This is a genomic window from Dactylosporangium sp. CS-047395, from assembly GCF_050942185.1.
In the GTDB taxonomy this organism is placed as follows: domain Bacteria; phylum Actinomycetota; class Actinomycetes; order Mycobacteriales; family Micromonosporaceae; genus Dactylosporangium.
In genome coordinates, this window is the sequence record NZ_CP192015.1 from 9,522,518 (window position 1) to 9,547,752 (window position 25,235).

A 25,235-nucleotide genomic window follows, 5' to 3' on the forward strand; every position below is an offset into this window, starting at 1 on the left:
GACGGGGCCCGGGAGCGATCGGTCTACTGCAGGAAGTAGATCATCGCGAACAGCGCGATCCAGACCACGTCGACGAAGTGCCAGTAGTACGACACGACGATCGCCGCCGTCGCCTGGGCCGGCGTGAAGCGCCCCATCGTCGTGCGGATGAGGTAGATGACGAACGCGATGAGGCCGCCCGTGACATGGAGGCCGTGGAAGCCGGTCGTCAGGTAGAACATCGAGCCGTACCCGTCACCGTTGATCTTCACGCCCTCGCCGACCAGGTTGCGGTACTCGTTCACCTGGCCCAGCACGAAGATCAGGCCCATGACGAAGGTCAGCGCGAACCACCGGCGCAGGCCGTGCACGTCACCGCGCTCGGCGCGGAACACGCCGATCTGGCAGGTGATGGACGACAGCACGAGGATGACGGTGAATGTCAGAGCGTAGGGGACGTTCAGCACCTCGGTGTGCTTCTCCCAGAGCTCCGGCGCTGCCGCGCGGATGGAGAAGTACATCGCGAAGAGTGCCGCGAAGAACATCAGTTCGCTGGAGAGCCACACGATCGTCCCGACACTGACCATGTTGGGCCTGGTCAGTGAGTGGATCTGGCTCTTGGCAATCGCTGGGGCCGCAGTCACAGCGTCATTATTGCCCCCGATCATCACCGCGTTTGCGCGGGGTCCACCAGACACGGACGATTCGTGCGGCGGCATAGTGTGGAGACGTGCTCCAAGCTGCCGAATCAGGTCCTCCCAGCGCGGCCACGATCCTCGGGTCGTTCCACGTGTCGTGGCTGACGCTGGTGCTGCTGGCCGCGGCCGGTGTCTACCTCGCCGGCGTGGTGAAGCTGCGCCGCCGCGGCGACGCGTGGCCGATCTCCCGGACCCTGTTGTTCCTGTTCCCCGGCCTGGGGGCGATCGCATCTGTCACGATGAGCGGGGTCGAGGAGTACGACACGACGCTCCTGAGTGTCCACATGATCCAGCACATGGTGCTGTCCATGATCGCGCCGATCTTCCTGGCGCTGGGCGCTCCGGTGACGCTCGCCCTGCGCACGCTGCCGCCCCGCGGCCGCAAGACGCTATTGGCGATCGTGCACTCCCGGGCCGCGCGGATCCTGGCATTTCCGCTGGTGGCCTTCGGCTTCTTCGTGGTGACGCCGTTCGTGCTCTATTTCACGAATCTCTACGAGCTCACGATGCGCCACGAGTGGTTCCACGAGCTCACGCACGCGCACTTCATCGCGGTGGGCTGCCTGTTCTTCTGGCCGCTGATCGGACTGGACCCGCTGCCGGGCCGGTGGCCGTACCCCGCCCGCGCCCTGCTGATGTTCCTGAGCACCCCGTTCCACACGGTCCTGGGGCTGACGATCATGCAGAGCAAGACCCTGCTGGGCGGCGACTGGTACCCCTCCCTGCACCTGAGCTGGACGGACCCGGCCGCCGACCAGGTCACCGCGGGCGGCATCCTGTGGGCGGGCGGCGAGTTCGTCTCGGTCACGATGCTCGCCGTGCTGGTCGTGCAGTGGATGCGCCAGTCCGACCGGGAGGCCAAGCGCATCGACCGGCAACTGGACCGCGAGGAGCAGCTGGCGCGCGAGGAGGCCGAGTGGTCCGCCCGCACGGGAATCGCCATCACCCCGGACGGTACGATCCCGGAGGCAGACGCCACACGAGGAGCAGCGCGCACATGAGCGAGCACATTGTCCTGCTGTACAGCGACGACGCCGAGGTCCGCGACCGCATGCGGCTGGCCATCGGCACCCGCCCCGCGGCCGACCTGACGGTCCGGTTCGTCGACGCCTCGACGTACGCCGAGGTCGTCAAGCTCGTCGACGACACCGACGTCGACCTGCTGGTGCTCGACGGCGAGGCCACCCCCGGCGGCGGGCTGGGCATCGCCCGGCAGCTCAAGGACGAGATCGCCGACGCGCCGCCGGTCGTGCTGGCCATCGCCCGCGCCGCGGACCGGTGGCTCGCGTCCTACGCGAAGGTCGAGGGCACGATCATGTACCCGCTCGACCCCGTCACCACCGGCGAGACCGTCTCCGCCCTGCTCCGCGCATACCCCGCCATCCGCCGGTAGGCCCCGGGCGCGCACCGGCAGGGCCGCCGGTGAGGCGCGTGGGCGACTCGGACATCCCCCTCTGGAGGCCGCCATGGGCGACCGCACCTGGCCGACGCTGCTCACCGCCCTGCTCCGCGGGGAGGACCTGTCCACCGAGGACACCCGGTGGGCGATGGGCGAGATCTTCGCCGGCTCCGCGACGCAGGTTCAGACCGCGGCGTTCGTGATCGCCCTGCGCGCCAAGGGCGAGACCCCGGCCGAGGTGGCCGGGTGCGCCGAGATGATGCTGGAGTTCGGGGCCAAGGTGCCGGTCTCCGACGAGCTGCGCAACGCGGCCGTGGACATCGTCGGCACCGGCGGCGACCGGGCCAACACCGTGAACATCTCCACCATGGCCGCGGTCGTGACCGCGGCCGCCGGGGTGCCGGTGGTCAAGCACGGCAACCGGGCCGCCTCCTCCTCGACCGGCGCCGCCGACCTGCTCGAGCGGCTCGGGGTGACCATCGACATGGGTCCCGAGGACGTGGCGCGGTGCGTGCACGAGGTCGGCATCGGCTTCTGCTTCGCCGCGCGCTTCCACCCGGCCATGCGCCACGCGGGCGTGCCGCGCCGCGAGATGGGCGTGCCCACGGTGTTCAACTTCCTGGGCCCGCTCACCAACCCGGCCCAGCCCACGGCCGCCACCATCGGCTGTTTCGACCGGCGGATGGCCCCGGTGATGGCCGATGTTCTGGCCAAACGCGGTTTTTCGGTACTGCTGGTGCGCGGCGAGGACGGCCTGGACGAGTTCACCACCGCGGCGGCGACCCGGGTCTGGGTCGTCAGCGGCGGGACGGTCACGGAGACCCTGTTCGACAGCACCGATCTCGGCCTGGCCCGTTCGGCCCCGGGCGACCTGCGGGGCGGGGACTCCGCGCACAACGCGGACGTGGCGCGGCGGATGTTCGCCGGCGAGCCCGGCCCGGTGCGCGACGCGGTGCTGCTCAACGCGGCCGCGGCGATCGCCGCCCGGGCCGGCGGCCTGAGCGTCGACGGCCTGGCCGGGCAGCTGCGGGCGGGTCTGGAGCGGGCCGCGGCGGCGGTCGACTCGGGGGCGGCGACGGCCCTGGTCGAGCGCTGGACCGCCTTCGAATCCACCCCCATCGACGCATAACCGGCGGCCCGCACCGGCCGTTGGTTGGGGCATGGCCGAACTGCCCCGCAACAACCCCAAGAAGGCGATGCTCTCCGCGGTCGTGGCGGGCGCGCTGACGCTCGGCTTCGCCGCGACGATGGCGAAGTCGTGCGCCGCGCCGGCCAAGCAGCAGGCGGAGCCGGCCAACCAGGCCCTGGAGATGGTCGACTCGCTCGCCTCGCGCCTGGTGCTGGGCCTGGACACCGACGCGACGCTGCAGTACGCGACGCCGTCCGGGGCGATCGTGACCGTCTCGCAGTCCTCGCCGCGGCGGGCGTACCGGGGCGGCGGCGTGACGTACATCTCGACGCCCGACGGTACGTACCTGTGCAGCACCGGGGTCGCCCCGTCGCCCGCCAAGGGCAAGAAGCCGCTCACGGCGCCGGTGACGTGCCAGGAAGGGTCGGGGCAGGACGCCATGTCCCCCACCGAGGCCAAGGCCATCAGCGTGGCGTTCGGGGGCGAATTCCTGGCCCCTGAGGCGGCGCTGGGCCGGCTGGCCACGATCGCCAAGGGCACGGGGGTGCGCGCCGGGGCCTCCAAGCGCGGCGACGCCCAGTGCGTGTCGGTGACCGCGACCGGGATCCGCACCGAGATGGCCTGCGTGAACCCGGCCGGGCTGCTCGCGTACTTCCAGGGCACCAGCGACGCCGGCAAGACCACCGAGCTGATCCTGCAGTACACGACTCCCAGCGTCAGCGAAGAGGCCTTCCTGCCGCCGAAGCCCGCGCCGAGCGCCACTGCCGCCAAAAAGTGACCTGACACGCGCGGGTGGATGCACGGCGAAGGCGGTGGGCGATGCGACTGTGGCGGCATGGAGCTGCACTGCGACACCTGCGCCCGGGTGCGGATCTTCGAGAAGCCGGCCTGCGCCGACCACCCGCGCGCGACCTGCCCCGACCGGGCCTGCACGGGCTGTGGCGCCGCGATCGTGGTGGCCCCGGTGATCATGCTGATGGACCGCAAGCCCCGGGTCATCCTGCGCCGGGCCGCCTGAACGTCCGTTCAGCTACCGGCAAGGACCGCTTGGCGCAGGAAACCGCCGCGCGACACATAGACGCGTGAGAATCCCGTCCATGAAGCTCCGCCGCCTGGCAGTACCCCTTGCCGCCCTGCTCCTCGCGGTCGGCGTCGGCACCGACGCCCACGCCGCAGTACCCACGGACAAGCCCGCCGTCATGGCGAGCTGGTCGCAGCCGACCAGCGCCAGCGCCGCCGCCTGGAACTCGGCCCGTCAGCATCAGGCCGACTGGGCCGCCTACGCCTTCGACTGGACGACCGACTACTGCTCGTCCAGCCCCGACCAGCCGCTCGGCTTCGACTTCCGGCTGCCGTGCCAGCGCCACGACTTCGGCTACCGCAACTACAAGGCCATCGGCGCGTTCCCGGCCAACAAGAGCCGCATCGACGACTCGTTCTACTACGACCTCAAGGCCAAGTGCGCCACGTACAACGCGTTCGTGCGCCCGGCCTGCACGAGCCTGGCCTGGACGTACTACCAGGCGGTCGCGGCCTTCGGCAGCGTGCAGCTCTCCGCCGCGGCCATGGACAAGGCCCAGGACCTGCTCGCCAAGGGTCAGCAGGCCCAGGCCCGCGCTGAGGCCCGGGCATAGCAAAAAAGGGGGCCCGCAAGGGCCCCCTTCTCAGCAGACGAGCGTCAGTGCTCGGCCCCGCGCCGGGTGCCGGTGTAGTACTCGAACATCAGCCCGCACGTCGCGAACAGCACCGAGATCAGGCCGGCGGCGACGAGCCACCACTGGTCGAAGGCCAGGCCCAGGCTCGCGATGCCGGCCGAGAGGGCCAGGCCGAACGGCCAGTAGCTGCCCGGGCTGAAGAAGCCCAGGTCGCCGGCGCCCTCGGCGATGTCCGCCTCCGGGCGGTCCTCCGGGCGCGGTGCGATGCGCCGGGAGATGATCCACAGCGCCCCGCCGATCATGGTCAGCAGCAGGCCGGACAGGATCAGCGCGATGACGCCGATCCACTCCACGCCCTGGTGACCGGACTGCTCCAGCGGCGCCGAGTTCGTCCACCAGCCGTACAGCGCGGCCATGGCGAACACGAACAGGGCCAGTACGAAGAAGAGACGGTTCTCAGCCTTCATCGCCGTTCGCCTCTCAGCTCGAGGACCGCTTGGTGCGGTCGGTGTCGAACGGGTGGGTCTTGGTCGCGTACCCGTTGTTCGGGAAGCCCAGCGAGGCCAGCGCCTCGGGGGTGCTCTTGCCCGTGGTCCGCAGCGAGAGGTACTGCGTGTACTGCTCGGCGCTCACCACACGCAGCTCGAAGTTCATCATCGAGTGGTACGTGCCGCACAGCTCCGCGCAGCGGCCCACGTAGGCGCCCTCGGCGTTGTCCTTGAGCTTGATCTCGAAGCGGTTCTCCACGCCCGGGATGACGTCGCGCTTGAACAGCACGTCGGGCACCCAGAAGGAGTGGATGACGTCCCGGGAGGTCTCCTTGAACTGCACGGTCTTGCCGGCCGGCAGCACGAGGACCGGGATGTAGTCGTCGGAGCCGACCGTGGTCACCGGCTTGCCGTCCGGGCCCTTCGAGTCGGTGTAGACGAACTGCCAGTTCCACTTCGAGGCGATCACCTCGACGTTGACGTCCGGGTTCTTGGAGAGCCGGTCGACGTCGGTCTGGATGACCGCGGTGTAGAAGAACAACACGGCGATGACCACGAAGGGCGCCACCGAGTACAGAATCTCGAACGGCATGTTGTAGCGCGTCTGCGGCGGCAGCTCGTCGCCCCGCTTCCGGTAGCGCACCACGCACCAGAAGATCAGGCCCCAGACGAAGACACCGACGGCGAGCGCCGCGACGACCGACCCGATCCACAGGTCGTACATCCGGTCACCCTGCTCGGTGATGCCCTTGGGCCAGCCGAAGCCGTTGAACGTGTCCCCGACGGAGCAACCGGCGAGCAGGGTTGTCGCCCCGACGGCCGAGACGGCGAGCCCGATGGCGCGCGCGGGGCTCAAACCTCTTGAGACCACCTGCTCCTGCCTCCTTAGCAGCGCCGTGAAAGCCCTCTGCAGTAGCTTCTCACGGCAAGCCTCACCAACGCTGGCGAGCGTACTCGACCATGTGCGGTCCGCCCGGCTTGGGGTGGTCGTGTCCGGGTCGGGATACCGTTGCGCGGGTGGGCGTCTACTTGGACTCGGCGACCGCCGCTCCCCCGCATCCCGTTGCGCTGCAAGCGTTTCAGGCCGCGATCGAGGACGGCTGGGCCGACCCCGGCCGGCTCTACACCCCGTCGCGGCGGGCCCGGCAGCTGCTCGACGCGGCCCGGGAGACGGCGGCCGGCGTGTTGGGTGTGCGAGCCGATGAACTGCAGTTCACGGCCGGTGGAACGGATGCGGTACGCCGCGCCGTGGCGGGCGTGCGCCGCTCGCGCGAGCGGCGCGTGGTGGTGCACAGCGCGGTCGAGCACTCCTCGGTGCTACGGGCGGCCGGCGCCGACGCGGTCTCCGTGCCGGTCTCGCGCACGGGGGTGGTCGACCTCGACGCCCTGGAATCGGCCCTGACCTCGGGAAATTCCGCGGAAACGGCCCTCGCGGCGGTGCAGAGCGCGAATCATGAGGTGGGAACGGTCCAGCCGGTCGCCGCCGCGGCGGAGCTGTGCGCCGCGGCCGGGGTTCCGCTGCTGGTCGACGCCGCGCAGACGATCGGCCGCGCGCCGCTGCCCACGGGCTGGTCGCTGCTCACCGGCAGCGCCCGCAAGTGGGGCGGCCCGGCCGGGGTCGGCCTGCTGGTGGTCCGCAAGGGCACCCGGTGGGAGGCACCCTGGGAGGACGCGGCGGCCGACGTGCCGGCGGTGGTCGCGGCCGCGGCGTCGCTGCGGGCGTTCGCCGAGGACGCTCAAGCGGAGTCGGTACGCCAGAGCGCCCTCATCGAGGAGATCCGCCGGACCGTCCCGGCGACCGTGCCGGACGTCGAGGTCGTCGGCGAGCCGGACGAGCGGCTGCCGCACATCGTCACCTTCTCCTGCCTGTACGTGGACGGCGAGGTGCTGCTCACCGCCCTCGACCGGGCCGGGTTCGCGGTCTCGTCGGGCTCCGCCTGCACGTCGGACACCCTGCGCCCCTCGCACGTGCTGGCCGCGATGGGCGTGCTCACCCACGGCAACGTGCGAATCTCACTCCATAGTGGAGTGTCCACGGCGGACGTCCGGGCCTTCCTCGACGTGCTGCCGGGCCTGGTCGCCGCGGCCCGCGCGGAGGCCGGCCTGTGAATCTCGTCATCGACGCCCGTGGCAAGCGCTGCCCGCTCCCGGTGATCATGCTGGCCAAACTGGCCGCCCAGCAGGAGCCGGGCACCGAGATCGCCGTGCTGGCCGACGACCCGGCCGCCGCGATCGACATCCCCGCCTGGTGCCGCATGAAGGGCCACACGTTCCTGTCAACCAACGGCAATCGGCACACATTGGTGCTCTAGGGCCCGGTGCGGTTTTGAGGGGGTGTGGGTGGAGCTTGCTCCCCCACTGCTCTTCAGGACATCGAACGGTAGACCCCGCTGCCAGGGCGCCCATACAGCGCTGAGACCTCACGGTGCTGGCCAGACAAAGGGGCCTAAGAGACGGTGACCGCCACGCGGTCGCCGGCGACGCACAGCCACTCGTAGGCGGCGACCCGGTCGACGCCGGCGAGGGTGACCCGGCCCCGGACCACCCGGGGGAACTGGGCCGGGCGGCGGGACTTCACGGCCGCGGCCATGATCGGCGCGAACAGGACCAGCGGGACCGCGGCGATCGCGATGCTCGGCAGGGTCAGCATGAGCAGCAGCGTGGCCACGCCGACCAGGGCGGCCCCGATCGCGACCGGGTACCCCCAGCGGCGGGCCTGCTCGTAGCGGCGGAAGGCGCGGGCCTGCTCGGCGGTGAGGGTGACCGGCACCGGCCGGCGGCGCCACGGCGGGCCGTCAGCCTCGGCGGCGATGACGACGCCCGGGCGGCCGTCCACGATCGAGCGGCCGGGCAGGGGCAGGTCGGTGACGCGCGCATCCCACGACACATTCACGCGAGCCATCATGCGGCACACGCGCCCCACGCGCTACCCCGCGTTACGAGCCGCTCACCGCTCCACCGCGCAGCCGCCGGATCGCCAGGTAGGCCTCACAACCCAGGCAGAGGCCGAAGAAGCCGTTCAGGAACGCCGCGACCAGGGCGAACGCCGCGAAGACGATACCCAGCAGCGGGACGCCGCCGAGGTACCCGACGACGGCGACCACGGTGAAGACCAGCCCGACGGTCTGGGCGAACCGCACCGGGGCGGGGTCCTCGCGCTCGGCCGGCGGGGCCAGGCGGGGCGCGACGGCGTAGCGGTACAGCAGGCCGTAGGGGGTCCGGCGGGGGTCGAAGGCGCCGATGGCGAACACCACGGCCTGCGCCAGGGCCAGCCAGCCGGAGCCGGTGAGCAGCACGATCACGAAGACGACCGTGGTCAGCATCGCCGCGAAGCGGGGGCCGCGGGGGTCGAGGCCGGTCATGCGGTGAGCACCTCCGTGACGGTCCGGCGCAGGTCGGCCCGGTCGGGGACGCCGACGGTGCGGTGCGCGACGCGACCGGCGCGGTCCACGATCAGCAGGGTCGGCAGCCGCCAGATGTCGAGGGACTTCACGGCGTCGAGGTGCGCGTCGGCGTCGACTTCGACATGCCGTACCAGAGCCAGGTCTTTCGCGAGATCAGCGCAGACGGCCCGGACCTGACGGCAGGGTGCGCACGTCGCCGACGTGAAATGCAGCAGGGTGACGCCGTCCGATCGGCCCGGGGGCAGCAGGCCGGGCGGCAACTCGCCGGCGGAGACGCGAAGGCGACCGTAGCGGGCCCGGTAGAGCAGGCCGGCCACGGTCGCCGCGGCGAGCACCGCCAGGACCACGTAGATCACGGCGGCAACGATACTCTCAACCCTACCTGTCCGATAGGGATAGCTGAGTCACGCGGGCAGGTGCGGGCGGATCTCGTCGGCCGCCGCGTCGCCGTAGGTGTCGGCGATGCGCTTGGCGAAGTCGTCGCGCTGGATCGTGTACTCCTGCGGGCCGACGGTCTCCAGCACGAGCGCGGCCACCATCGAGCCGACCTGGGCCGCCCGCTCCAGGGTGAGTCCCCAGCTCAGGGCGGCGAAGAAGCCGGAGCGGAAGCCGTCGCCGACGCCGGTCGGGTCGACCGTCTGCACGCCGCGGATGGCCGGTACCCGGATCTCCTCGGCCAGGCTGCGGCTGCGGATGACCACGCCGTCCTTGCCCAGCGTGGTGATCACGATCCCGACCTTGTCGAGCAGGTCCTCGGTGGTCAGGCCGGTCTTGCTCTCCAGGAGTTCCTTCTCGTACTCGTTGGTGAGCAGGTACGCCGCCCCGTCCACGAGCTTCGCGATCTCCGTGCCGGGCATGATCGCCAGCTGCTGGGAGATGTCGGCCGCGAAGGCGATGCCCCGCTCGCGGCACTCCTCGGTGTGCCGGAGCATGCCGGCCGGGTCGTTCGCGCCGATGATGACCAGATCGAGGCCGCCGACGCGGGCGTTGACCGGCGACAGCTCGATGTTGCGCGCCTCGGACATCGCGCCCGCGTAGAAGGAGGCGATCTGGTTCATGTCGTCGTCGGTGGTGCACACGAACCGGGCGGTGTGCGCGACCTCGCTGACCAGGATCGAGTCGCAGTCCACGCCGTGGCGGGTGAGCCAGCTGCGGTAGTCGGCGAAGTCCGCCCCGACCGCGCCGACCAGGATCGGGCGCAGGCCGAGCAGGCCCATCCCGAAGGCGATGTTGGCGGCGATCCCGCCGCGCCGGACCGTGAGGTCGTCGACGAGGAACGACAGCGACACCTTGTGCAACTGGTCGGCCAGCAGCTGCTCCGCGAAACGGCCCGGGAAGTGCATCAAGTGGTCGGTCGCGATCGAGCCGGTGACGGCGATCTTCATAGGAGAACCTCAATGGATCGGCGGGTGCGAGCGTCGACAGCCTACCCCGAAGACACCGAACGGCCGCCCGGAAGTAACCCGGTACGGCCGTTCAGAAGAAGGCTCGATCAGTGGAAGGAGTCGCCACAGGCGCAGGAGCCCTGGGCGTTCGGGTTGTCGATGGTGAAGCCCTGGGCGTCGATGCGGTCGGCGAAGTCGATCGTCGCGCCGGTCAGGTAGGGCACGCTCATGCGGTCGACGACGACCTCGAAGCCGTCGTACGTGCTGACCTTGTCCCCGTCGAGCGAACGCTCGTCGAAGAACAGCTGGTAGCGCAGGCCGGAGCAGCCGCCGGGCTGCACCGCGACGCGCAGCCGCAGGTCGTCCCGGCCCTCCTGCTCGAGCAGGCCCTTCACCTTGAGAGCGGCATCCGCGGTGAGGCCGATGCCGGCCGGGTTGTCCGTCTGAACGGGCTCGGCAAGCTGCGAAGCGGTCACGATCAAAGCTCCCTGCGGTGATGTCTACGGTTCCTCGAAGGTCAACGCCGCGGCCTCCGGGGGCTATTCCCACTTCATAGTGACACGACTTCTGCTAGCGGCTCCACTGCCTGGCCAGGCGTTGTCCGAGCGCACGCAGCCCGTCGGCCGGCTGCGCCATGGCCCGCTGGACGCTGCCGAAGTGCTCGACCAGCGCGTAGGCCTCGGTCACGCCGATGGACGCGGCCTCCCGCCGACCGGCGTCGACCCGCCCCGCGAGCACCACACATGGCACACCCAGGTCACGTGCGGCGTTCGCCACACCCGCCACGACCTTCCCGCGCAGCGACTGCTCGTCGAACGCCCCCTCACCCGTCACGACCAGGTACGCGTCCTCCAGCTCGGCGTCGAGCCGGGTGAGCCGGCGCACGAGCCCGATGCCCGACTCGACCCGTCCGCCCAGCGCCAGGACCGCGGCACCCAGGCCGCCGGCGGCGCCGGAGCCGGGCAGGTCGGCCAGGTGCTCCGGGCAGCTTTCCAGCGTCGTCAGTACTTCGCTGAAGCGCGCCAACGCGCCATCCAGCACGAACACGTCTTCCCTGGTCGCGCCCTTCTGCGGGCCGTAGACCGCGCTGGCACCGTGCAGCCCCAGCAGCGGGCTGTCGACGTCGGTGGCGGCCACCAGCGTGGCGCCGCGGAACCGGGGCACGCCGCTCAGCGCGGCGCAGGCGGACAGGGCGGCCCCGCCGTACGGCAGCGCGTACCCGGCCGCGTCGAGCGGGGCGGCGCCGAGCGCGGCCAGCAGCCCCGCTCCCCCGTCGTTGGTCGCGCTGCCGCCGAGGCCGATGACCACCTCGCGGGCGCCCGCCTCGACCGCGGCGAGGACCAGCTGGCCCAGGCCGAAGCTCGTGGTGTGTTTCGGATCACGCTCGGCCTCGGTCAGCAGGTGCAGGCCGCACGCCTCGGCGCTCTCGACGTACGCGGTGTCGCCGTCGAGCAGCACGTGGCCCTCGACCGGGCGGCCGAGCGGGTCCGTGGCCGGCACCGCGAGCTGTTTCGCCCCGGGCAGGGCCGCGGCCAGCACGGCGGCGAAGCCGGGGCCGCCGTCGGAGAGCGGGCGCAGTACCAACTCGTCCTGGGGTTTTTCGGTCAGCCAGCCTTCCGCGAAGGCCGCGGCGACGTCGGGGGCGGAGATCGTGCCGGCGAACTTGTCCGGGCACACGAGCACGCGCATTCGGCCATTGTGCACGTCACAGTCGCCCGCTCGACGCCGCGTGCGACGATCGGGGGGTGACCTGGGCTGAACCTTCGTCAACCGCCACCGCGCTGCTGCTGCTGGGCCGCGGCACCGACCCTGACACCGAGAAGGGTGTCGAGTGCCCCGGCGATCTGCCCGCGCCGAGCGACCCGGACCTGGTCGAGCGCGCCCGCGCCGCCAAGGCCGCGCTCGGCGACCGCGTCTTCGTGCTGGGCCACCACTACCAGCGCGACGAGGTGATCCAGTTCGCCGATGTGACCGGCGACTCCTTCAAGCTCGCGCGCGAGGCCGCCGCCCGGCCCGACGCGGAGTACATCGTCTTCTGCGGCGTGCACTTCATGGCCGAGAGTGCCGACATCCTCACCAACGAGCGCCAGCGGGTCGTGCTGCCCGACCTGGCCGCGGGCTGCTCGATGGCCGACATGGCGGTGCTCGCCCAGGTCGAGAAGGCGTGGGAGCGCTTCACGGAGCTCGGCATCGCCGGCGACGTGGTGCCCGTCACCTACATGAACTCCTCGGCCGACATCAAGGGCTTCGTCGGGCGCCGTGACGGCGTCGTGTGCACCTCCTCGAACGCCGAGACCGCCCTGCGCTGGTCGTTCGAGCAGGGCAGCAAGGTGTTCTTCCTGCCCGACCAGCACCTCGGGCGGAACACGGCCGTGCTCAAGATGGGCTTCGAGCTGTCCGACTGTGTCCTCTACGACCCGCACAAGCCCGGCGGCGGCCTGACCGACGAGCAGCTGCGCGGGGCCAAGATGATCCTGTGGCGCGGGCACTGCTCGGTGCACGGGCGGTTCTCGCTCGACGCGGTGGAGGACGTGCGGGCCCGGGTGCCCGGGGTCAACGTGCTCGTCCACCCCGAGTGCCGGCACGAGGTCGTCACGGCGGCGGACTACGTGGGCTCGACGGAGTACATCATCCGGGTGATCGACGACGCGCCCGCGGGCTCGGCGTGGGCCGTGGGCACCGAGCTCAACCTGGTCCGCCGGCTCGCCCTGGCGCACCCCGACAAGCAGATCATGTTCCTGGAGCGCAACGTCTGCTACTGCTCGACGATGAACCGGATCGACCTGCCGCACCTTGTGTGGGCGCTCGAGGAGCTCGTCGCCGGCCGGGTGCCGAACCAGATCACCGTGGACAGTGACACCGCCCACTACGCGCGGGTGGCCCTCGACCGCATGCTCGCACTGCCGTAGCGCATACCACGTCCTCACCCTCTGTGGTGATCCGTGTCGAAGTCCCGTCTTCGTGCCAGGGCTGACGTGCGGCCGACTTTTGCATGCAGTAGATGTGGATATGCTGCGCGGGCGACGCGATGCGCACTCGCGCACCGGTAACGCTGCGTGTCTTCTTTTTTCCTGCCTGCAGGAGGGTTTCCCGTGACCAACTACGACGCCGGTGACGTGCTCACCGTCCACGGCGGCACGCCGCTCAACGGCGAGCTCCGTGTGCGCGGGGCCAAGAACCTCGTCTCCAAGGCGATGGTGGCCGCGCTGCTGGGCGAGACGCCGAGCCGGCTGTACGACGTCCCCGCGATCCGCGACGTCGAGGTGGTCACCGGCCTGCTCGAGCTGCACGGCGTGAAGGTCACCAAGGGCGCGCTGGACGGCGAGCTCATCTTCGACACCTCCGACGTCGAGTCGGCCAACGTCGACGAGATCAACGTGCACGCCGGCTCCAGCCGCATCCCGATCCTGTTCTGCGGCCCCCTGCTGCACCGCCTCGGCCACGCCTTCATCCCCGACCTCGGCGGCTGCAACATCGGCGGCCGTCCCATCGACTTCCACATCCAGGCCCTGCGGGAGTTCGGCGCGGTCGTCGACAAGTCCGAGAAGGGCATGGACATCACCGCGCCCGACGGGCTCAAGGGCGCCAAGCTGCACCTGCCGTACCCGTCGGTCGGCGCCACCGAGCAGATCCTGCTCACCGCCGTGCGGGCCGAGGGCGTCACCGAGCTGCGCAACGCGGCCGTCGAGCCGGAGATCATCGACCTCATCTGCGTGCTGCAGAAGATGGGCGCGATCATCAAGGTGCACACCGACCGGGTCATCGAGATCCAGGGTGTACCGCGCCTCGTCGGCTACAGCCACCGCCCGATCCCGGACCGCATCGAGGCCGCCAGCTGGGCCGCGGCCGCTTTGGCGACCCGCGGCGACGTGTTCGTCAAGGGCGCCAGCCAGGTCGACATGATGACCTTCCTGAACCTCTACACCTCGGTCGGCGGCGCGTTCGAGATCGACGACACCCCGGGCGAGGGCGGCATCCGCTTCTGGCACCCGGGCGGCGAGCTCAAGGCCGTGGCCATGGAGACCGACGTGCACCCCGGGTTCATGACCGACTGGCAGCAGCCGATGGTCGTGGCGCTCACCCAGGCCCGCGGGCTCTCGATCGTGCACGAGACGGTGTACGAGCGGCGGCTGGGCTACACGGCGGCGCTCAACCAGATGGGCGCGACCATCCAGACCTACCGCGAGTGCCTCGGCGGCACGCCCTGCCGCTTCGGCCGCCGCAACTTCATGCACTCGGCGGTCATCGCCGGCCCGTCCAAGCTGCACGCGGCGGACCTGGTGATCCCGGACCTGCGCGCCGGCTTCTCGCACCTCATCGCCGCACTGGCGGCCGAGGGGACGTCCCGGGTGTACGGCGTGAAGCTCATCCAGCGCGGCTACGAGGACTTTGAGGGCAAGCTGCACGCCCTGGGTGCGCTCGTCGAGCTGGGCTGAGTTTTTGCCGAGGTTGAGGGTTTTCTTTTGAGACGGAGCCGACGCTGCTGATCTTCGGTGGCGTCGGCTACCCTTCGTGTCGTGCCGTCGCTGTTTCGCCGCAAGCCAGAAGAGCCCGCCGCCTCCGTCGTCGTGTCGGATCCCGAGCCGGAGGTCGGTCCCCGGGGCCAGACCCCGAGCAAGCGCGACCTCGGCCAGAAGACGCCCAAGCGGGTCATCGCCGGTCGCCGGATGCCCGAGCCCCCGGCGGCCAACCGCAAGGAGGCGGCCAAGCGCCTGCGCGAGAAGCAGCGCCAGGAGCGCGTCGAGGCCCGCGAGGGCATGGCCAACGGCGAGGAGCGCTACCTGCTCGCCCGCGACAAGGGCCCGGTCCGCAAGCTGGTGCGCGACATCGTCGACTCCCGCCGCACCATCGGCACGTTCTTCTTCGGCACCACGTTCCTGGTAATGCTGGTCGGCTTCAACCGCAGCCTCAACCCCAACATCTACTTCGCGGCCAACGCCCTGTTCTTCGTGATGCTGCTGGCCACCGCGGTCGACGGCTTCCTCATCTCGCGTACCGTGAAGAAGCTCGTCAAGCAGCGCTTCCCCGACGCCAAGGACCGCATGGGATCGCTGTACCTCTACGCGATCATGCGCTCCATCTCCTTCCGCTTCATCCGCAACCCGAAGCCGCAGGTCAAGATCGGCCAGGCGATCTGACCCGCCGCAGCTCGCGGACACGTTTCGACGTCGACGGTGGCGTCGGGAGGGTGCGAGGCCGTACCCTCCCATCGCGACCGGACCACGATTTGCGCCCAACCCGGCTCGGTAGCGCCTCGCGGTGACCGACCCGGGTTTTCCGCAAATTCTCCGGGTAATGGCGCGCGGCGAGCGCCGGTGCATGAGCTGGACCGGAGTGGGGCGAGGAGAGCGAAGCTGTGAGCGACGAGTACCCGGGGGAAGAGCCGGGAACCGCCGCGCCCACCTGGGCGGCCGTGCCGACGATGCCGTGGGGCCGGGTGCCGGAACAGCGCCGCGACGAGCCCGACGCCCGCCGGTCCCGCCGTCCTGACCAGGGCGAACAGCCGGGCCACGAGGCTTCCCGCGGTCGCGCCGATCGCCACGCTCCTGACCGCTCCCCGGACCGCTCTTCGGATCGCTTCGGTGGGCCTTTTGACGATCGTTTTGATGACCGCCGCCCGGACGATCGTGGGCATGACCGCCGCTCCGACGACCGGGGGCAGGATCGTCGCCCGGACGAGCGGGGCCGTGAGGAGCGCCGGTCGAGCGATCGGCGCTCGGAAGAGCGCTACCCCTCCGACCGTGGCAATCCCTCCGACCGTGGCGTGGACGACCGCCGTGGCCAGGACGACCGCCGTGGCCAGGACGACCGCCGGAGCCAGGACGACCGCCGGAGCCAGGACGACCGCCGGGGCTATGACGACCGGCAGAGTCGTGGCTATGACGAGCGCGGTGGCTTGGAGGATCGCCGCGGCTCTGGTGATCGCGGTGGTCATGACGATCGCCGTGGCTCCGCCGAGCGCGGCTATGACGACCGTCATGACCGCCGGCAGGACGCACGCCGGCCGGACGATCGAACCCCACGGGATCGGCGCCAGGACGACCGCGGCTACGACGGCCGGGACCGCGGCGACCGGGCCTACGACGAGCGCAGCCGGTCGAGCCGGGGCTACGACGACCGGGACGTGATCGACCGGACGTACGACGACGAGCGCGGCTTCGACGACCATGCCTACGGCGACCGCGGCTTCGACGAAGACCGGGACCGGGACCGCAGCCGGGACCACAGCCGCGACCGAGACCGCGACCGGGATCGGGATCGGGATCGCTACGACGACCGGCACAGCGGTGCCCGCCGTGGCCATGACGACCGTCCTGGTCGCGACGGCCCACGCGATGGCCAGCGCTATGACGACCGCTATAGCGGCGCCGAACGCGGCTATGACGACCGTCAGAGTCGGGACGGTCAACGCTATGACGACCGCGGACCCACCGGTGACGGCCGGCGAGGTGACGGCCGTGGCTATGAGGAGTACCGCGGCCCTCGTGACTTCGACCGTGACCCGCGCGACTTCGACCGTGATCCGCGGGACTTTGACGACCGCCGGGGCCACGACCGGCGTGGCCCCGTGGACGACCCGGGCTTCCAGGACCAGCGCGAGCCGGGCTTCCGAGACCAGGGTGACCCGGGCTTCCGGGACCACCGTGACCCGGGCTTCCAGGACCAGGGTGGCCGGGGACGAGGCGGCACAGCGTACGGGCGGCCGCGGAGCCGCGCCCTCGACGAGCCGACCGATGAGGTCCCCCGCGTCCGGCGCGACGCTCCCGGGCACCCGCGCAACCCGCAAGGCCCCCAACCAGCCCCGGGCCGGACGTCCGGCCGGGCGAGCGTGGGCGGCGACCGCGGCGGCGTGTACGGTGCCCCGCGCAACTCCCCCATCAGCGGCGCCCCGGTCAGCAGCGCCCCCCTCAGCAACGCGCCGGTGAGCAGCGCACCCCTGAGCAACGCCCCCATCAGCGGCGGCCCCCTGCACAACGCTCCCATCAGCGGCGGCCCTCTGCACAACGCCCCGATCAGCGGCGGCCCGGTACGCAACGCCCCGATCAGCGGCGCCCCGATCCCTGGCAACACCCCGGTCAGCGGCGGCGCCGTCTATGGCACACCCAGCAACGCTCCAATCAGCAGCGCACCGCTGCACAGCGCCAGCGCACCACCGAGCAACGCACCCGTCAGCAGCGGACCGCTCACCAACGCCCCCATCAGCGGCGGACCGCGGCACGGGGCGCACTCGAGCGACGCACCGGTCAGCGGCGGCGCCGTCTACGGCACACCCACTAACGCTCCGGTCAGCAGCGCACCGCTGCACGGCGCCGGCGCACCACCGAGCAACGCACCCGTCACCAGCGGACCGCTCACCAACGCGCCCATCAGCGGCGGGCCGCTCAGCAACGCGCCGGTCAGCGGAGTACCACGCCACGGGGCCCACTCGGACGAGCGGCCCGACAGTGGCGCCATCTACGGAACGCCGAGCAATGCACCCGTCAGCAGCGGACCGTTGAGCGATGCACCCATCAGTGGGGGGCCGCTCGGTGACGTACTGGCGGGTGGTGAAAGCCAGCTCGATGACGCCGCCGCTGGTGTGGGTGGGGCGGTTGGGCAGGCACCGGACGGTACCGGTGGGAATTCGTTCTTCGGGCCGACGAACGCCCGAAGTGAGGATGAGGCGGCCGAAATGGCGGCGGACGCGCCGGTCAGCAGTGGACCGGTGAGTGGCGAGGCGCAGACCGCGCCCAGCAGCGGGATCAAGGTGGAGTTCGTCGAGGCGGCCGGGACGTCCATGGGGGCGTATCAGTCCGGGCGCGTGACCGGGGCCGGAGTGGACGGGCTGCAGGCCACCGGCTATCTCCCGATCGTGCGGCCCGGGGCCGAAGGGTTTCCGCCCGAGCTCGCGGCCATCGCGCCCACCTCGCCGCCCGGGCCGCGGCAGGGTGAGGGTGGCTCCGAGCAGGCCGGGCCCGATCCGGAGCAGGTCCTGGCGACCTTCGTCTGGAAGTTCGATCCTGACACGCTGCGCGAGCAGATCGAGGGCGATGAGGTGACGCAGCTCACCGACATTCGCGATCAGCTGACGGCCAAGCTCAACCGGGTCGAGGACAACCCGACCCGGGCGCGGCTGCTCAGCCTGCGGGCGGTCGTCTCGCGGATTCTCGGGGACCTGCCGAAGGCGTTCGCGGACGGGAAGCTCGCGCTCGCGCACGCCGAGGCGACCGGGGAGCTGCGGCGCATCGCGATCGCGCAGGCGCGGCTCGCGCACGTGCTGCAGTGGCGGGAGGAGTTCGAGGAGGCCGACCGGCTGTTCACGCTCGCGAACTCCTCGGAGCTGCCGGACCGGCTGCGGGCCACCATGCATCAGCACGCCGGGAAGTGCTCGTACGACCAAGGGCGCTTCATGGAGGCCTGCAACCACTTCGAGCGGGCCCTCGACCTGCGCAAGGAGGAGGACCCGGAGCTCATCGCGCAGACCGAGCTGGCGCTGGACGCGGTGTTCCGGCGGGTCGCGGAGAAGGGCTGGGGGCCGTACCCGCGCAGCCGCGAGGAGATCCTGCAGATCCGCAAGGCGCCGGCGCCCGCGTTCGACGAGCAGACGCAGCGGTGGGGGTACATCGAGGCCGACGGGAACTTCGTGATCGGGCCCGGGTATCTCGACGTGCAGCCGTTCCGCGACGGGGTGGCCTGGGTGCAGCGGCAGGGCTCGCAGACCTGGGAGCTGATCGACGACAGCGGGCGGGTGCTCATCGAGCCCACCGTGGGGTACATCGGCGTCGGCAGTTTCTCCGACGGCGTGGCCTGGGTTTCGCGCGACGGTACGACCGGCTGGATCGCGATCGACAAGAACAACACGGTGCTGATCTCGACCGGCTACGACGACGTGCGGCCGTTCCGGCGCGGGGTCGCCGCCGTGCGCCGCGGGCCGTACTGGGGCGCGGTCGACTCGGTGGGCCGGGTCGTCGTGCAGTTCCAGTACGACGGGTTCGCGACCGCGCTGCTGGACGGGCGCTACATCGACGGGTTCAGCGACGAGGGGCTCGCCGTGGTGTCGCTGGACGGGCGCAAGGGCGTGGTCGACCGGTCCGGGCGGGTGCTGGTGCCGCCGATCCACCACACGATCATGATCCACCCGGTGGCGTTCCTGATCGTCGACGACTCGCAGCGGTGGGGTGCGCTCGACCGGCGCGGGCGCACGATCATCCAGAACACCTTCGCCAGCAGGATGGGCGTGACCGACGAGATCGATCGGCTTCTGGCCGACACCCGGCCCGTTATGTAACCGACGCCCAGGCATAGGGTCGGAGCATGGAGTTTCGACACCTCGGCCGTTCCGGGCTGCTCGTCAGCGAGATCTCGTACGGCAACTGGATCACCCACGGCTCGCAGGTCGAGGCCGAGCAGGCCACCGCATGTGTGCACGCCGCCCTCGACCTCGGCATCACGACCTTCGACACCGCCGACGTCTACGCCGGCACCCGCGCCGAGGTGGTGCTGGGCGACGCGCTGAAGGGCCAGGACCGCGACGGGCTGGAGATCTTCACCAAGGTCTTCTGGCGTACCGGGCCCGGCCGCAACGACAGCGGCCTGTCGCGCAAGCACATCATGAAGTCGATCGACGGCTCGCTGCGCCGGCTCCAGACCGACCACGTGGACCTCTACCAGGCCCACCGCTACGACTACGCGACCCCGCTCGAGGAGACCATGGAGGCCTTCGCCGACGTGGTGCGCTCCGGCAAGGCGCTGTACATCGGCGTCTCCGAGTGGCGGGCCGAGCAGATCCGGGCCGCCGCCGCGCTCGCCAAGGAGCTGCGGGTCCAGCTGGTGTCGAACCAGCCGCAGTACTCCGCCCTCTACCGGGTCATCGAGACCGAGGTCGTCCCGGCGTGCGAGGAGCTCGGGCTCGGCCAGGTCGTCTTCTCGCCGCTGGCGCAGGGCGTGCTGACCGGGAAGTACCGGCCGGGTCAGCCGCCGCCGGCGGGCTCGCGGGCCACGGACGAGAAGTCGGGCGCGGCGTTCATTTCCCGGCTCATGGCCGAGGATGTGCTTTCCGCGGTACAGCAGCTGCGCCCGCTGGCCGATCAGGCCGGACTGTCGATGGCCCAGCTCGGCGTGGCCTGGGTGCTGCAGAACCCCAACGTCTCGTCGGCGATCGTCGGCGCGACGCGGCCCGAGCAGCTCGAGGACAATGTCAAGGCGTCGGGTGTGAAGCTCGACGCGGAGCTGCTCAAGCGCATCGACGAGGCGCTCGAGCCGGTCGTGCAGCGGGACCCCGCGCTCACGCAGAGCCCCGCCGAACGTCCGTAGTGCGGGAGCCGCGACTCAGTAGTAGGCGTCGCGGTTCCAGAACCTGAACAACCGCAGGCCGTCGCCGGCCTGGCCGGTCGGGAGCCCGATCAGGCCGGCGAGCCAGTCCACGAGCTCGAAGAAGTACCCGCTGATCACCGGCGACCACAGCAGCGCGATGAGGATCAGCATGCCCCAGGGCGCCATGTGGTTGAACCCGCGCTGCCACTGCGGGGACAGCCACGGGTAGATCAGGTTGCCGCCGTCGACGCCCGGCATCGGCACGAAGTTCAGCACGCTGGCCATGAGCTGCAGGTAGGCCAGGAACGCGAGCCCGGCGAAGAACACCGGATGCGAACCGTCGTCCAGGCCGAACGTGAACGGCAGCACCAGCAGGATCGCCAGCACCAGGTTCATCGCCGGCCCGGCGAAGCTGATCAGGCTGTCGACGAGCTTGCTGCGGATCGCGCCGTGGTTGACCCACACCGCGCCGCCGGGCAGGCCGATGCCGCCGAGGATCACGAAGACCAGCGGCAGCACGATCGACAGCAGCGGGTGCGAGTACTTCAGCGGATTGAGCGTCAGATAGCCCCGGTGCGCGATGTCGTCGTCGCCGCCCTTGAACGCCACGAGCGCGTGCGAGTACTCGTGCAGGCACAGCGAGATGGTCCAGCCCGCGGCGACGAAGAGGAAGACGTTGAACTGCGCGTCGCCGAAGCCGGCCCACGCCATCCAGCCGCTGACCGCCAGCAGGGCGACGAGTCCGATGAAGATCGCGCTCGGGCGGAACGCCTCCTTCGGCAGGCGTCCGACCGAACTGCCGTAGCGCCCGTAGGACACCGTCAGCCCCCAGCCGGCAACAGGCTCATCTTGTACTCCGTGCGGTCGTCCTCGAGGAGAATCGCCGTCGCCGCGCCCTTGGCCACCAGGTCACGCCAGGTCTGCCCGAGCCACGACTCCGCGTCGGACTGGCTGGAAAACGCCTCGTTCGGGCCATCGACGGGCCTGCTCTCAGCGTCTTCGAACTGCCACGTCCACGCCATGGTCACACTCCTGTCCCAGGTAGAAGACTTCGAGCGTATCGGCCCGTTGGCCCTGAGCCGAGTCCGGCCACCGGTGTCCCTCTAAAGTACGGGGCATGCGGTTGCTGGTGCTCGGAGGAATCCGGTCCGGGAAGTCGGAAGTGGCGGAGGCGCTCGTCGCCGGGGCCGGCGCGGTGCGTTATGTCGCCACCGCGCAAGAGAGCACGTCAGATGCCGGATGGGCGGCCCGGATCGCCGCGCACCGGCAGCGTCGGCCGGGGACGTGGCAGACCGAGGAAGTCGGCACATCGCCCGACCGCCTGACCGAGCTGCTGGCGTCGGCCAAGCCCGACGAGACGATCCTGGTCGACGATCTCGGCAACTGGCTGTCCGGGGTGTACGACGCGGGCGGCGACCTGACCGACGCGCCCATCGCCGGACTGGCCGACGCGGTGCGCTCCTGCGGCGCCGGGCTGCTGGTGCTCGTGGGGCCGGAGGTCGGCCTGGGCGTGCTGCCCGCGACCGAGGCCGGGCGGGCCTTCGCCGACGCCAGCGGCCTGCTCAACCAGCGGGTGGCGGCCGCCTGCGACGGCGTCGCGCTGGTGATCGCGGGCGAGGTGTCCTGGCTGCGCGGTGGCGACCTGGTCCAGCAGGCCGGCGTGCGCGAGGCCGCGGTGCCGCCCCGCAGCGAGCCGGCGACCGCGCCCGCCGAGCCGTTCGTCTTCGAGGCGGCCGGGGCCGGATCGGTCCTCTCCACGGCCGACGGCGGCGACACGCTCTCGTTCTCCCCGGGCATGGAACTTCCCCTGCCCGACGAGTCCACCGCCCACGAGGCGGCCGAGCGGCTGCTCACGCTCCGGCTCAACGGCGCCGGCCTGGGCGCCCTGGTGCCCGTCGTGCGCTTCGCCGGCGGTGTGCAGGGCCGGCCCGACCCCCGGCCGTTCCAGCGGCCGCGGGCGCTGGTGCTGCGCGGGGACCGCAGCGGCGGCTTCGCGGCGGGCGACTCCGCCGAGGCCGCCGACCGCCGCCTCGACGAGGTCGTGGAGGGCACCGCCACCCTGGCCATGCTCGCCGCCACGGCCGGGGCGAGCGTCCAGGCCATCGACTGCCCGTCGGCCGGCCCGGCCGAGCTGCACGACGCGCTGGACGACACCGCCGTCGACGCGGCCCTGACGCTGGGCTGGCGGCTCGCCGACGCGGCCGCCAACGAGGGCGTCGACCTGCTCGTGCTGGCCTCGTGCGGCAGCGGTTCGGACGCCGCCGCGGCCGCGGTCGTGGCCGTGCTCACCGGGGCCGAGCCGGCCGCCCTGCTGGGCCGGGTCGTGGACTCCACCGGGTTCGTCGACGACGCCGCCTGGATCCGCAAGATCGGCGCGGTCCGCGACGCCCGGCACCGCATCCGCAACCGCAGCCGCGAGCCGCACGTGATGCTCTCGATGCTCGGCGGCGGCGACATCGCGGTCGCCACCGGCATCGTGCTCGGCGCCGCCTCCCGCCGCCTGCCGCTCGTCATCGACGGCCCGGTCGGCATCGCGGCCGGGCTGGTGGCCCGCGACTACGGCGCGCAGACCCGGCACTGGCTGCTGATGCCCGACCACGGCGACAACCCGACCGTGAAGCTCGCCGCCGACGTGCTCGGGGCCGCCCCGTTCCTGTCGCTGCGCCTGGCCCTCGGCGAGGGCGCGACCGCGCTGGCCGCGCTGCCGATGGTGAACACCGCGCTGACCATCGCCGCCGCCACGCCGCTGCGGACCCCGGCCGACGCCGAGGCCGAGGCCGACGGGCTCAGCGAGCAGGAGCGGATCGAGGCCGAGATCCAGCGGGTGGTGGCGGACTCGCCGACGGCCGAGATGCCGTACGTGAAGCCGTCGTGGGAGGACTGAGGCTCGCCCTGAGCCTGTTCACCGTCGCGCCGGTCCGCGCCGACCGCGTCGACCGGCCGACGGTCCGGGTGGCCATGGTCCTGGCACCCCTGGCCGGCGCCCTGCTGGGCCTGGTGCTGGCCGCGCTCGCGGGCGGTCTGGTGCGGCTGGGGGCGTCCGCCCTGCTCGGCGGGGCGGTGCTGGTCGCCCTGGCGCTGCTGCTCACCCGCGGCCTGCACATCGACGGGCTGGCCGACACGGCCGACGGGCTGGGCTCCTACGCCGGACCGGATAAAGCCCTCGAAATCATGAAAAGGTCTGACATCGGGCCGTTCGGAGTTGCAACCATCGCAGCGGTACTGCTTGTGGACACCGCCGCCGCCACCTCGCTCGTCGCCACCTGGTGGTCCGTCGTGCTCGCCTTCGCCGCGGGCCGCCTCGGAGCGACGGTGGCCTGCCGGCGCGGTCTGCCCGCGGCAAGGCCCGAGGGGCTCGGGGCGATGGTGGCCGAAACGGTGCCGCTGTGGCTCCTGGGCCTGGTGACGCTGATCACGGCCGGCCTCGGCTGCTTCGTCGATGTCGCGAAAGGGCCCGGCGCGGTCCTCGCCGCCGTGGCCGTCGCCTGGGTCCTGACCGCCCACGCGCGGCGGCGGCTCGGCGGCGTCACCGGTGACGTGATCGGGGCGGCCATCGAACTGGCGACGGCCGCCGCGCTCATCGTGCTGGCTACCTGACCGAGGATTTCACGAACGGCGGCTTGACCACCCGCACCGCGGAGCGGCGGCCGCGCACGTCGAGCGCCACCTCGTCGCCCTCGTCCACGCCGGCCGCCGTGTCGATGAGGGCCAGGCCGATGCCGACCTTGCGGGTGGGCGAGAACGTGCCGCTCGTCACCTCGCCGATCTGGTGGCCCTCGGCGTTCAGGACGCTCATGTGGGCCCGCGGAATGCCGCGGTCCAGCGCCTCCAGGCCCCACAGCAGCCGCCGCGCCCCGGCCTCCTTCTCGGCCAGCAGCACCTCGCGGCCCCAGAACGCCGGCTTCTTCCAGCCCACGGCCCAGCCCGAGCGGGCCTGCACCGGGGTGATCTCCAGCGAAAGATCCTGGCCGTGCAGCGGGTACCCCATCTCGGTCCGCAACGTGTCGCGGGCCGCGAGGCCGCACGGGCGGGCGCCGGCCTCGACGATCGCGTCCCACAGCGTGTGCGCGTCGTGCGAGGGAACGACCAGCTCGTACCCGTGCTCGCCGGTGTAGCCCGTCCGGCAGACCACCACGTCGGTGCCCTGGAACGACGAGACCGTGAAGCTCATGTACTCGTGGTCGGTCGGCAGCCCGAGGCCACCCAGCAGCTCGGCCGAGCGCGGCCCCTGCACGGCCAGCACGGCGAAGAGCTCGTGCTGCTCGACCACGCTGACGCCGTTGGGCGCGGCCGCGGTCAACCGGCGGACCACCTCGGCCGTGTTGGCCGCGTTGGGGATGAGGAACACGTCGTCGTCGCCGAACCGGTACGCGATGAGGTCGTCCACCACGCCGCCGGTCTCGTCGTCCAGGCACAGGGTGTACTGCGCCTGACCCGCACTGATGCGATCGAGGTCGTTGCTGAGGCAGGTGTTGACGAACGCGGCCGCGCCGCGACCCCGCACCCGGGCCTTGCCCAGGTGCGACACGTCGAACACGCCCACGTCCTCGCGGACGGCCGTGTGCTCCTTCAACACGCCGCCACCGGCGTATTCGAGCGGCATCTCCCAGCCGCCGAACGCCGCGAACTTGGCACCGAGCGCCGCATGGCGGTGATACAACGCGGGATGCCGCAAGGGTTGGGTCATGCCCGCAACCTATCGCGTTGGTTATCGTGTCCTGCACCCGATTGGGCGGCATGCTGAAGCGGTGGCAACCCCACAGTGAACGTCGCCGCCGAAGCGCAGCGAACCATCAGTGATGTGG

28 protein-coding genes are annotated in these 25,235 nt (G+C 71.4%); 15 read left to right on the plus strand and 13 right to left on the minus strand.

What is annotated here, in order from left to right; genetic code table 11:
* Positions 1–23: 23 nt before the first annotated feature.
* A complete protein-coding gene (ctaE, locus tag ACQP00_RS44510) occupies positions 24–623 on the minus strand; it encodes an aa3-type cytochrome oxidase subunit III (protein ID WP_433209088.1) in 600 nt (199 codons plus the stop codon).
* 128 nt (positions 624–751) lie between these two features.
* On the opposite strand from ctaE, the gene ACQP00_RS44515 reads away from it, so the two are divergent.
* The 6 genes from ACQP00_RS44515 to ACQP00_RS44540 all read left to right on the plus strand — a co-directional run bounded on the left by ACQP00_RS44515 (position 752) and on the right by ACQP00_RS44540 (position 4,839).
* Positions 752–1,678 (plus strand): cytochrome c oxidase assembly protein, encoded by a 927-nt coding sequence (locus ACQP00_RS44515; RefSeq protein ID WP_433224220.1) that lies wholly within the window; start codon positions 752–754, stop codon positions 1,676–1,678.
* Positions 1,675–2,070, plus strand: a complete 396-nt coding sequence (locus ACQP00_RS44520; protein WP_433209091.1) for a hypothetical protein — start codon at positions 1,675–1,677, stop codon at positions 2,068–2,070. Before ACQP00_RS44515 ends, ACQP00_RS44520 begins: the two co-directional genes overlap by 4 nt.
* Before the next feature lie 73 nt (positions 2,071–2,143).
* The gene (gene trpD, locus ACQP00_RS44525; RefSeq protein WP_433209094.1) at positions 2,144–3,205 is read left to right on the plus strand and encodes an anthranilate phosphoribosyltransferase; all 1,062 of its coding nucleotides are present in this window, start codon (positions 2,144–2,146) and stop codon (positions 3,203–3,205) included.
* Between the two features lie 31 nt (positions 3,206–3,236).
* Positions 3,237–3,983, plus strand: a complete 747-nt coding sequence (locus ACQP00_RS44530) for a hypothetical protein (RefSeq protein WP_433209097.1) — start codon at positions 3,237–3,239, stop codon at positions 3,981–3,983.
* A 57-nt stretch (positions 3,984–4,040) separates the two neighbouring features.
* Positions 4,041–4,223, plus strand: coding sequence for a hypothetical protein (locus tag ACQP00_RS44535; protein WP_433209100.1), 183 nt, complete (start codon positions 4,041–4,043; stop codon positions 4,221–4,223).
* A 79-nt stretch (positions 4,224–4,302) separates the two neighbouring features.
* Positions 4,303–4,839, plus strand: coding sequence for a phospholipase (locus ACQP00_RS44540; RefSeq protein ID WP_433209103.1), 537 nt, complete (start codon positions 4,303–4,305; stop codon positions 4,837–4,839).
* A 44-nt stretch (positions 4,840–4,883) separates the two neighbouring features.
* Here the strand turns inward: ACQP00_RS44540 and ACQP00_RS44545 are convergent, their stop codons facing one another.
* Both ACQP00_RS44545 and ctaC read right to left on the minus strand, forming a co-directional pair.
* Entirely contained in the window at positions 4,884–5,327 is a 444-nt protein-coding gene (locus ACQP00_RS44545) for a cytochrome c oxidase subunit 4 (RefSeq protein ID WP_433209106.1), read from the minus strand.
* A gap of 13 nt (positions 5,328–5,340) precedes the next feature.
* Complete coding sequence (gene ctaC, locus ACQP00_RS44550; protein WP_433209109.1) at positions 5,341–6,219, minus strand: aa3-type cytochrome oxidase subunit II; 879 nt, start codon at positions 6,217–6,219, stop codon at positions 5,341–5,343.
* 146 nt (positions 6,220–6,365) lie between these two features.
* Here ctaC and ACQP00_RS44555 point away from each other — a divergent pair, with 146 nt between their 5' ends.
* Both ACQP00_RS44555 and ACQP00_RS44560 read left to right on the plus strand, forming a co-directional pair.
* Entirely contained in the window at positions 6,366–7,457 is a 1,092-nt protein-coding gene (locus ACQP00_RS44555; protein WP_433209112.1) for a cysteine desulfurase family protein, read from the plus strand.
* Between the two features lie 47 nt (positions 7,458–7,504).
* A complete protein-coding gene (locus ACQP00_RS44560; protein ID WP_433224222.1) occupies positions 7,505–7,660 on the plus strand; it encodes a sulfurtransferase TusA family protein in 156 nt (51 codons plus the stop codon).
* Positions 7,661–7,794: 134 nt separating this feature from the next.
* Here the strand turns inward: ACQP00_RS44560 and ACQP00_RS44565 are convergent, their stop codons facing one another.
* The 6 genes from ACQP00_RS44565 to ACQP00_RS44590 all read right to left on the minus strand — a co-directional run bounded on the left by ACQP00_RS44565 (position 7,795) and on the right by ACQP00_RS44590 (position 11,826).
* Positions 7,795–8,241 (minus strand): hypothetical protein, encoded by a 447-nt coding sequence (locus ACQP00_RS44565; RefSeq protein ID WP_433209115.1) that lies wholly within the window; start codon positions 8,239–8,241, stop codon positions 7,795–7,797.
* A gap of 43 nt (positions 8,242–8,284) precedes the next feature.
* A complete protein-coding gene (locus ACQP00_RS44570; protein WP_433209118.1) occupies positions 8,285–8,710 on the minus strand; it encodes a DUF4395 domain-containing protein in 426 nt (141 codons plus the stop codon).
* On the minus strand, positions 8,707–9,108 hold the full coding sequence (locus tag ACQP00_RS44575; protein WP_433209121.1) for a thioredoxin family protein: 402 nt from the start codon (positions 9,106–9,108) through the stop codon (positions 8,707–8,709). Before ACQP00_RS44575 ends, ACQP00_RS44570 begins: the two co-directional genes overlap by 4 nt.
* Positions 9,109–9,156: 48 nt before the next feature.
* Positions 9,157–10,137 (minus strand): carbohydrate kinase family protein, encoded by a 981-nt coding sequence (locus ACQP00_RS44580; RefSeq protein WP_433209124.1) that lies wholly within the window; start codon positions 10,135–10,137, stop codon positions 9,157–9,159.
* A 107-nt stretch (positions 10,138–10,244) separates the two neighbouring features.
* Positions 10,245–10,613, minus strand: coding sequence for a HesB/IscA family protein (locus tag ACQP00_RS44585; RefSeq protein ID WP_392812907.1), 369 nt, complete (start codon positions 10,611–10,613; stop codon positions 10,245–10,247).
* 94 nt (positions 10,614–10,707) lie between these two features.
* On the minus strand, positions 10,708–11,826 hold the full coding sequence (locus ACQP00_RS44590; RefSeq protein WP_433209127.1) for a glycerate kinase family protein: 1,119 nt from the start codon (positions 11,824–11,826) through the stop codon (positions 10,708–10,710).
* Positions 11,827–11,882: 56 nt separating this feature from the next.
* Here ACQP00_RS44590 and nadA point away from each other — a divergent pair, with 56 nt between their 5' ends.
* From nadA to ACQP00_RS44605, 3 genes are all read left to right on the plus strand, one after another.
* On the plus strand, positions 11,883–13,046 hold the full coding sequence (nadA, locus tag ACQP00_RS44595) for a quinolinate synthase NadA (protein WP_433209130.1): 1,164 nt from the start codon (positions 11,883–11,885) through the stop codon (positions 13,044–13,046).
* A 183-nt stretch (positions 13,047–13,229) separates the two neighbouring features.
* Positions 13,230–14,573: a UDP-N-acetylglucosamine 1-carboxyvinyltransferase gene (murA, locus tag ACQP00_RS44600; RefSeq protein ID WP_433049807.1), complete on the plus strand. Its 1,344-nt coding sequence runs from the start codon at positions 13,230–13,232 to the stop codon at positions 14,571–14,573.
* A gap of 81 nt (positions 14,574–14,654) precedes the next feature.
* On the plus strand, positions 14,655–15,275 hold the full coding sequence (locus ACQP00_RS44605; protein WP_433209133.1) for a DUF3043 domain-containing protein: 621 nt from the start codon (positions 14,655–14,657) through the stop codon (positions 15,273–15,275).
* Here the strand turns inward: ACQP00_RS44605 and ACQP00_RS44610 are convergent.
* Complete coding sequence (locus ACQP00_RS44610; protein ID WP_433209136.1) at positions 15,197–16,780, minus strand: hypothetical protein; 1,584 nt, start codon at positions 16,778–16,780, stop codon at positions 15,197–15,199. The genes ACQP00_RS44605 and ACQP00_RS44610 overlap by 79 nt on opposite strands.
* 1,029 nt (positions 16,781–17,809) lie before the next feature.
* On the opposite strand from ACQP00_RS44610, the gene ACQP00_RS44615 reads away from it, so the two are divergent.
* Together ACQP00_RS44615 and ACQP00_RS44620 are read left to right on the plus strand one after the other, a co-directional pair.
* Positions 17,810–19,405, plus strand: coding sequence for a WG repeat-containing protein (locus tag ACQP00_RS44615; protein WP_433209139.1), 1,596 nt, complete (start codon positions 17,810–17,812; stop codon positions 19,403–19,405).
* Between the two features lie 26 nt (positions 19,406–19,431).
* On the plus strand, positions 19,432–20,430 hold the full coding sequence (locus ACQP00_RS44620) for an aldo/keto reductase family protein (RefSeq protein ID WP_433209142.1): 999 nt from the start codon (positions 19,432–19,434) through the stop codon (positions 20,428–20,430).
* A 15-nt stretch (positions 20,431–20,445) separates the two neighbouring features.
* Here ACQP00_RS44620 and ACQP00_RS44625 read toward each other — a convergent pair whose 3' ends face one another.
* Positions 20,446–21,249: a site-2 protease family protein gene (locus ACQP00_RS44625; protein ID WP_433209145.1), complete on the minus strand. Its 804-nt coding sequence runs from the start codon at positions 21,247–21,249 to the stop codon at positions 20,446–20,448.
* A 2-nt stretch (positions 21,250–21,251) separates the two neighbouring features.
* On the minus strand, positions 21,252–21,452 hold the full coding sequence (locus tag ACQP00_RS44630; RefSeq protein WP_433209148.1) for a hypothetical protein: 201 nt from the start codon (positions 21,450–21,452) through the stop codon (positions 21,252–21,254).
* A gap of 95 nt (positions 21,453–21,547) precedes the next feature.
* Here ACQP00_RS44630 and ACQP00_RS44635 point away from each other — a divergent pair, with 95 nt between their 5' ends.
* Together ACQP00_RS44635 and cobS are read left to right on the plus strand one after the other, a co-directional pair.
* Positions 21,548–23,314, plus strand: coding sequence for a bifunctional adenosylcobinamide kinase/adenosylcobinamide-phosphate guanylyltransferase (locus tag ACQP00_RS44635; protein ID WP_433209151.1), 1,767 nt, complete (start codon positions 21,548–21,550; stop codon positions 23,312–23,314).
* Positions 23,302–24,027 carry an adenosylcobinamide-GDP ribazoletransferase gene (cobS, locus tag ACQP00_RS44640; RefSeq protein WP_433209154.1) on the plus strand — a complete coding sequence of 242 codons (726 nt, stop codon included), beginning with the start codon at positions 23,302–23,304 and terminating at the stop codon, positions 24,025–24,027. Before ACQP00_RS44635 ends, cobS begins: the two co-directional genes overlap by 13 nt.
* Here the strand turns inward: cobS and gcvT are convergent.
* Entirely contained in the window at positions 24,020–25,117 is a 1,098-nt protein-coding gene (gcvT, locus tag ACQP00_RS44645) for a glycine cleavage system aminomethyltransferase GcvT (RefSeq protein WP_433209157.1), read from the minus strand. The genes cobS and gcvT overlap by 8 nt on opposite strands.
* Positions 25,118–25,235 lie beyond the last annotated feature (118 nt).

Bases quoted from the DNA above. Each gene is read 5' to 3' on its own strand.
- ACQP00_RS44520 (WP_433209091.1), top strand. From the start codon at position 1,675: ATGAGCGAGCACATTGTCCTGCTGTACAGCGACGACGCCGAGGTCCGC.
- ACQP00_RS44570 (WP_433209118.1), bottom strand. From the start codon at position 8,710: ATGACCGGCCTCGACCCCCGCGGCCCCCGCTTCGCGGCGATGCTGACC.
- ACQP00_RS44615 (WP_433209139.1), top strand. From the start codon at position 17,810: ATGGCGGCGGACGCGCCGGTCAGCAGTGGACCGGTGAGTGGCGAGGCG.
- ACQP00_RS44635 (WP_433209151.1), top strand. From the start codon at position 21,548: ATGCGGTTGCTGGTGCTCGGAGGAATCCGGTCCGGGAAGTCGGAAGTG.
- trpD (WP_433209094.1), top strand. From the start codon at position 2,144: ATGGGCGACCGCACCTGGCCGACGCTGCTCACCGCCCTGCTCCGCGGG.
- ACQP00_RS44590 (WP_433209127.1), bottom strand. From the start codon at position 11,826: ATGCGCGTGCTCGTGTGCCCGGACAAGTTCGCCGGCACGATCTCCGCC.
- ACQP00_RS44535 (WP_433209100.1), top strand. From the start codon at position 4,041: ATGGAGCTGCACTGCGACACCTGCGCCCGGGTGCGGATCTTCGAGAAG.
- ACQP00_RS44560 (WP_433224222.1), top strand. From the start codon at position 7,505: ATGCTGGCCAAACTGGCCGCCCAGCAGGAGCCGGGCACCGAGATCGCC.
- ACQP00_RS44580 (WP_433209124.1), bottom strand. From the start codon at position 10,137: ATGAAGATCGCCGTCACCGGCTCGATCGCGACCGACCACTTGATGCAC.
- ACQP00_RS44630 (WP_433209148.1), bottom strand. From the start codon at position 21,452: ATGGCGTGGACGTGGCAGTTCGAAGACGCTGAGAGCAGGCCCGTCGAT.
- ACQP00_RS44545 (WP_433209106.1), bottom strand. From the start codon at position 5,327: ATGAAGGCTGAGAACCGTCTCTTCTTCGTACTGGCCCTGTTCGTGTTC.
- gcvT (WP_433209157.1), bottom strand. From the start codon at position 25,117: ATGACCCAACCCTTGCGGCATCCCGCGTTGTATCACCGCCATGCGGCG.
- ACQP00_RS44540 (WP_433209103.1), top strand. From the start codon at position 4,303: ATGAAGCTCCGCCGCCTGGCAGTACCCCTTGCCGCCCTGCTCCTCGCG.
- ACQP00_RS44530 (WP_433209097.1), top strand. From the start codon at position 3,237: ATGGCCGAACTGCCCCGCAACAACCCCAAGAAGGCGATGCTCTCCGCG.
- ACQP00_RS44620 (WP_433209142.1), top strand. From the start codon at position 19,432: ATGGAGTTTCGACACCTCGGCCGTTCCGGGCTGCTCGTCAGCGAGATC.